Genomic DNA, 6,708 nt, shown 5'->3' with positions numbered 1-6,708 from the left:
TATAAACAGACGATTCGCGTCTAATCGCTTCTTCCCGTCATCTTGTCCCGCAAATGACCCACTCATATCCGCGAAGAGCCAATAACTTTATACCCATTTTTTAGGCGTAAAGGCCGCGCATCTCTGAAGCGCGGGTGACGCGTTGAATTGAGACAATGAATGCGGCCACTCTCATGTCGACCTTATACTGTTTGGATGTTTCCAGCACCGCCTGGAAAGACTGCTTCATTATGCGCGAAAGGTCCTCCTGAATTCGCTCGTCCCTCCAATAGTAACCCATTCTGTTCTGGACCCATTCAAGGTAGGAGACGGTAACGCCGCCAGCGTTGCAGAGGATGTCGGGGATGACGAACGTCCCTTTTTGGTTCAGTGTATTGTCGGCATCTGTTGTGATGGGGCCGTTTGCGCCTTCTGCGATAAGTTTAGCCTTTATCTTATCCGCGTTCTTCTTTGTGATCTGATTCTCAAGTGCGGCCGGGACCAGAATGTCCACAGGAAGCTCTAAAAGTTCCATCGCGTTCTTCATCTTTGTGAGGCCCATGGCCTTGTCAACACCTTCAAGTGTTTTGTGGTCCTTTAGGTAGTCGAATATCTTCGGTATATCTATTCCTTTCTCGTTCCGGTAAGCGCCGGAAACATCGGAGATGGCGACTATCTTGCTTCCGGCCTTATGGAAGAGCTTTGCGGAATATGAACCGACGTTGCCAAAACCCTGCACAGCGACCGCGCATTTCTTGAGGTCCATGCCAAGGTGTTTTACCGCCTCTTCGACCGTATACATTAATCCTTGGGCGGTGGCCTCGGTCCTGCCCTCGCTTCCGCCGAGCTCGATAGGTTTACCGGTGACGACAGCAGGCGTGAACTCGCCGTGGTGCATTGAATATGTGTCCATGAACCAGCTCATTATCTGGGGATTTGTTCCAACGTCGGGGGCGGGGACGTCCTTGTCCGGCCCGAAGAGGTCCATCATCTCTGCAAAATAGCGGCGCGCGAGCCTTTCAAGCTCTCCTTTGGAAAGCTTTGAGGGTTCCACAATAACACCGCCCTTGCCGCCGCCGAAGGGAACGTTAACTACCGCACATTTGTATGTCATCCAGAAGGCAAGCGCCTTGACCTCGTCCAGGTTAACATCTTGGTGAAAGCGGACGCCGCCTTTTGCCGGACCACGGGCTATATTATGCTGAACGCGATACGCCTTAAAGACCTGAATGGAACCGTTATCCATGCGGATGGGGAGCTTTACTTCAGTCACCCGGCGCGGCTCTTTTATGACGGCCACCTGGTCAGTTGTGAGGTTTAAGACCTCTGCCGCCGCGTCGAACTGCTTCATGGCGTTATCAAAGGCGCTTATGGTCGAGTCGTTATAGGACGGCAGGTCGCGCACTTCGTTCATGGCTGTCGGCATACTGTTTTCTCCTTTTTTATTGTAACTTTAGAGCCCGCAAAATAGTCCTCTAAAATCCGCCTAGCAAGTACTTTTTAAAAATTTTGAACGATTTTTTTTTATATTGACAAAGAACGTTTAATACTTATACGTTGCCCGCCTAACCCGAGGAAAACTTTTAAGTTTTTCCTTTAAAGGCAGGTGATAATCAATGCCCGGAATTAAAATTCGTGAAGGCGAAAGTTTTGAGCAGGCCATGCGCAGGTTCAAAAAGCAGTGCGAAAAGGCTGGCATCATAGCTGAACTTCGCAAACGCGAACACTACGAAAAGCCTTCTGAACGCAAGAAAAAGAAGATGGCTCAAGCCCGGAAACGTGCGACAGCCAAGTTTCCAAAGCTGTACTAAATAAAAAATGTATTCGCAAACCGTCCTCGATGATATCAGGGATAGGGTTTCTATTGCCGCACTGATAGGTGAACGTCTTCCTTTGAAAAAAGCGGGACGCAACTTCAAGGGGTGTTGTCCGTTTCATTCGGAAAAGACCGCCTCTTTCATGGTAAGCGATGAAAAGAGGATCTATCACTGTTTCGGTTGCGGCGAAGGGGGAAATGTATTCAATTTTTTTATGAAATTCGATGGCCTTTCTTTCAGGGAGGCCGTCGAGATGCTTGCCGAGCGCGCAGGCGTCCGTCTCCCCAAGCTAACCTCGTTCGATAAAAAGAAAGAGGACGAGCTCACAACACGCAAAACATGGGCATATAGGCTTAATCAGGTGGTGACGGAATACTGGGCAAATAACCTCAAGGACCCAAAAAATGGGGAGGCCGCCCGTAACTACTTGAAATCGCGGGACATTAATTTAGAAAAAAACACGCAACTTTTCCTGGGATATGCCGATGATACATGGGACGGGCTCGTTCGTCAGCTTATGGCGAAGAGCGTCCCCTTAGACCTTGCGGTCGAGTTGGGGCTTTTGAAGAGGCGTGACGACGGAGGGTATTACGATTTTTTCAGGCACAGGATAGTTTTTCCTGTCATGTCACCCTCATCAAAGGAGCCTAAGATAGTGGCCTTCAGCGGGCGCACTTTTGGCGAGCCGAAAACGTCCGAAGGAAGGGAAGCGCCGGCAAAATATTTGAACTCGCCCGATTCGCTCATATACCATAAGAGTTACACGGTATACGGGCTGGACCAGGCGTTTGATACGATAAGAAGGACCGACCTAGCTGTGCTTGTAGAGGGAAATCTGGATGTCGTCCGTCTCCATCAGGAGGGCCTGACGAATGCGGTGGCCCCCTTAGGCACCGCGCTGACGTCCGGACACATAAGGCTGATCTCCCGCTACACAAAGAACTTCGTCGTGATATTTGACGGCGATGAAGCGGGGCGCAGGGCGGCGATAAGAAGTCTGCCGGTCTTTTTAGAAGAGGGGCTTGTGCCAAGGGTCGTTGCGCTTGCGACAGGTGAGGACCCTGACAGCTTTGTAAGAAAGAACGGGGCAGAAAAGCTCACAAAGCTTATCGAAAGTTCCAAGACGCTCTTTGAATGGATGATAGATGAAACGGTTGCGAGATTTGGCGGAAGCGCCGACGGCAAGGTAAAGGCCGTAGAGGAGCTTAAGCCCTTCTTTTTAATGGTGAAGAGTCCGGTCGAGGTTTCCATCTATGAGAAGAAGCTGGCCTCAAAGCTGATGCTCGACGAGTCGGTGATAGCGGCGACCTTTGCAGGTAGGAGAAAAGTTACCTACAAGAAGGAGTCGCCGAAAGGATTTAAGACGAACACCGCAGAAAAGATGCTCCTTGAGCTGATGCTTTCGTACCCCGAGACCGTTACTAGCGTGTTGAAAGAGATAAGCGCCGAGCAGTTCGGCGACGGTTCGTATCAGACGATAGCGGCGCTTATCATGACTGATGTGAAAAAGAACGGCGCGCTGGACGTTGCAAGACTTGCGGACGGCGTTGCCGATGAAGGTTTGAAGAGCGAGATACTGGCGCTTGCCATGGCCGAGAACAAATATGACGAGCCGGCGGTTGCCGTGAAAGATTGCCTGGCGGGTTTAAAGAGACTGGCGGCAAAGAGGAGAATAGAAGAGCTCTCGGGCGAAATAGGCGTTTCAAAGGACGATGAGGTCATCGGCCGGCATATGGCCGAGATACAAAAGATAACAAAAGAGTTACACAATATAGAAAGCTAACGGAGATCATAAAATGAACGTACAAGAGCACAAAGTAGATCTGAAGGAGGTCAAGCAGCTTATCGACCTCGGCAAAGAGAAGGGATTCCTTACCTTTGACGAAGTGAACGACGCGCTTCCGCAGGACCTTGTCTCTGCGGACCAGCTTGACAGCGTCCTTACCATGTTTGACGACATGGATATCGAGCTGGTTGACAACGCCGAAGAAGGGAAGATGATAAAGCAAAAAGGCGCTACATCCAAGGCATCTGCTCATGCCGACGATGGGGATGAGGAGGCGCCGGCAAAGAAGGAGAAGAAAGACGAGGTCGTCGAAGAGGTGCAGGTCCGTTCAAGCGATCCCGTGAGGATGTATCTCCGCAAGATGGGGAGCGTTCCGCTTCTCACCCGCGAAGGCGAGGTTGAGATAGCGAAGAAGATAGAGAACGGCGACATAGAGATGTTCAACGTCCTCCTGTCGTCACCTATGGCGGTTCAGGGCGTTCTTTCTCTTGGCGAGCTCATTTCGAAGAACAAGCTTAAGATCACAGATATCATAAAAGACACCGAAGACATGGATTCGGAGAATGGCTTTGACGAAGATAAGCACCGTCTCGGTATACTGAAGCTTATGGCAAAGGTGAGGGCTCTCGATAAGACTCTGCGCTCCTGGCAGGTCAAGGCCTCAAGTGAGCGCTTAAGCGAATCGAACAGGAACTCCGCTAGGGCAAAGGCAGATGAAGTTCGGCAGAAGATGCTTTCCTGCCTTAAGGAGATGAACCTCAATAAGATGACGATAGACGATCTTATCGAGAGCATCCATAGGCGCGTGAACGAGATCAATCAGTTCGACGGCAAGATCAGAGCGTGCCTCAAAGAGGCAAAGGTCTCGAGCGTCGGCGAGTTGAGAGCGCTTTTAAAGAGCTTTAAGAAGAACCCTTATCAGCAGAGAAAGGTGATGCTTTCAAAGAAGATTTCACGCGACGACCTGATGGAGCTGGACCTAAAGTTCAGGATCGCCGATCAGGATAAGAAGAAATTGGAGCGCGAGTCGGGACAGACATTCGACGAGCTCAAAAAGGCCTGTGCAGAGGTGAGGCGCGCGCGCATATTTACAGAGAACTCCAAAGAGGAGCTTATCAAGGCGAACCTAAGGCTTGTTGTAAGCATCGCCAAGAAATATACCAATAGGGGCCTCCAGTTCCTGGATCTCATTCAGGAGGGGAACATCGGTCTCATGAAGGCCGTCGAAAAGTTCGAATGGCGCCGCGGTTATAAGTTCAGCACCTACGCAACATGGTGGATACGCCAGGCGATCACCCGTGCCATCGCCGATCAGGCACGCACGATAAGGATCCCCGTCCACATGATAGAGACGATAAACAAGCTCGTTAGAACATCGAGATACCTCGTTCAGGACCTGGGACGCGAACCTACGCCGGAAGAGATATCCGAAAAGATGGAGCTCCCTCTCGAAAAGGTGCGCAAGGTATTGCGTATCGCAAAGGAGCCAATATCTTTGGAAACTCCGATAGGTGAGGAAGAAGATAGTCATCTTGGCGACTTTATCGAGGACAAGACCATACCAACACCTTCAGAGGTAGTGACGGGGGTCGGCCTTTCGGACCAGATGAAGAGGGTGCTTGCAACGCTTACGCCGCGCGAAGAGAAGGTATTGCGCATGAGGTTCGGAATTGGCGAGAAGAGCGATCATACGCTCGAAGAGGTGGGCAAGGATTTTGCAGTTACCCGCGAACGTATCCGTCAGATAGAGGCAAAGGCCCTTAGAAAACTTCGCCACCCCAGCCGTTCAAAGAAGCTCAAGAGCTTCATAGACTGGCAGGTGGATGAGAATTTATTTTAGCTGATAGCGAGCGAGCATCTGGCTTGGCCAGTGCGAGCGAGAGGGGTTTGGGGGGAAGGAGTGAGGTATTCCGAGCGAGTCGTTCCCCCCATTAGGATAAACTGGCAGGTGGATGAGAACTTGTTTTAAATATCGCTCATCCTGAGCTTGTCGAAGGATGAGTATCGAAAACGGGGGGAGCATGAAAAAAAAGTGGCTCGTAGCGGTTTTCGTAGCCGCGCTTATCGGCATCGGCCTTTCTTATATCTCAATATCCGAATATTTCAGCATCCAAAAATCAGGACTTGAGAACCAGAGTTTCTGCACCGTCAATAATTTCATAAACTGCGACCTCGTTAATGCCTCAAGCTATTCGACGCTGTTCGGAATACCTGTTGCGGGCTGGGGGCTCCTCTTCTATATCGCTTCCGCCGCATTCGCGCTATTTGTCAAACTTTCCAAGAGCAATAAGGATGCCGCACTTTCTTTGATATGGGTGATATCTATCGTCGGTGTCGTATGGGCGCTCAGAATGGCATATGTGTCGATCTTCGTTCTTAACGCTATCTGCCTTACATGTCTTTCGGAGTATGTCGTTACCATATTCATAATGATAGCCCTCTTTGCCGCTTCCGGGCCTTCAATAAAGGAGAGGGTGGGCCTTCTTTTTTCAAAGAAAGTCATTTCTCCGGCAATAACCGCGGCTATAATATTCGGTCTCGGGTATCTGTTTACCCTTTCGGCCACGAGTTCCGCAGGACAGTCGCCCACCGCAAAAGAGATAAACGAACTTGTCGCGGCTCACATGAGGCAGTCGCTCTACGATATTAAGCCCGAAGATATAAAAGACGCACCCGTGTGGGGGAACCCGGAGGCCAAGACAACGATCGTTGAGTTCAGCGATTTTCAGTGCCCGTTCTGCAGGGCGGCGGCCTTTAATATCAAGCCCTATCTTCAGGAGTATAGAAAAAACGTAAAGTTCGTGTTCCTTAACTATCCTCTCGACAACTCCTGCAACAAATACATAGAACGTCCGATGCATGCCAACGCCTGCCTTGCAGCCAAGGCGGCGGTCTGCGCGCAGGAAAAGGAAAAATTCTGGGAGGTTCATGACGGCATCTTTAAGAATCAAAATAAGATCAAAAAAGAGACGCTGGTCTCCCTTGCCGAAAAGAACGGGATAGATAAGGCATGGATGGGAACATGCATCGATTCACCGGAAGCGCTTGCAAAGGTCCAGGCCGACATCGAGGTCGCACATCATATATATCTCAGCGGAACGCCTTCGGTATTCATCAATCAAAGGG

The 6,708-nt window shown here is 50.4% G+C and carries 5 protein-coding genes; 4 read left to right on the top strand and 1 reads right to left on the bottom strand.

What is annotated here, in order from left to right; genetic code table 11:
• Nucleotides 1-100: 100 nt before the first annotated feature.
• On the bottom strand, nt 101-1,405 hold the full coding sequence (locus COV46_06045; protein PIR17016.1) for a glutamate dehydrogenase: 1,305 nt from the start codon (nt 1,403-1,405) through the stop codon (nt 101-103).
• A gap of 190 nt (nt 1,406-1,595) precedes the next feature.
• On the opposite strand from COV46_06045, the gene COV46_06040 reads away from it, so the two are divergent.
• From COV46_06040 to COV46_06025, 4 genes are all read left to right on the top strand, one after another.
• Complete coding sequence (locus COV46_06040; protein ID PIR17015.1) at nt 1,596-1,790, top strand: 30S ribosomal protein S21; 195 nt, start codon at nt 1,596-1,598, stop codon at nt 1,788-1,790.
• A 7-nt stretch (nt 1,791-1,797) separates the two neighbouring features.
• Nucleotides 1,798-3,579 (top strand): DNA primase, encoded by a 1,782-nt coding sequence (locus COV46_06035; GenBank protein ID PIR17014.1) that lies wholly within the window; start codon nt 1,798-1,800, stop codon nt 3,577-3,579.
• Between the two features lie 13 nt (nt 3,580-3,592).
• Nucleotides 3,593-5,422 (top strand): RNA polymerase sigma factor RpoD, encoded by a 1,830-nt coding sequence (locus tag COV46_06030; protein ID PIR17013.1) that lies wholly within the window; start codon nt 3,593-3,595, stop codon nt 5,420-5,422.
• A 157-nt stretch (nt 5,423-5,579) separates the two neighbouring features.
• Nucleotides 5,580-6,708: hypothetical protein (locus tag COV46_06025; GenBank protein PIR17012.1), on the top strand; the 1,129-nt coding region annotated here is incomplete at its 3' end.

This window comes from Deltaproteobacteria bacterium CG11_big_fil_rev_8_21_14_0_20_49_13, assembly GCA_002796305.1.
Lineage (GTDB): Bacteria > UBA10199 > UBA10199.
Note: the sequence above shows the minus strand (reverse complement) of the source record. Positions and strands in the feature narration are given on the sequence as shown.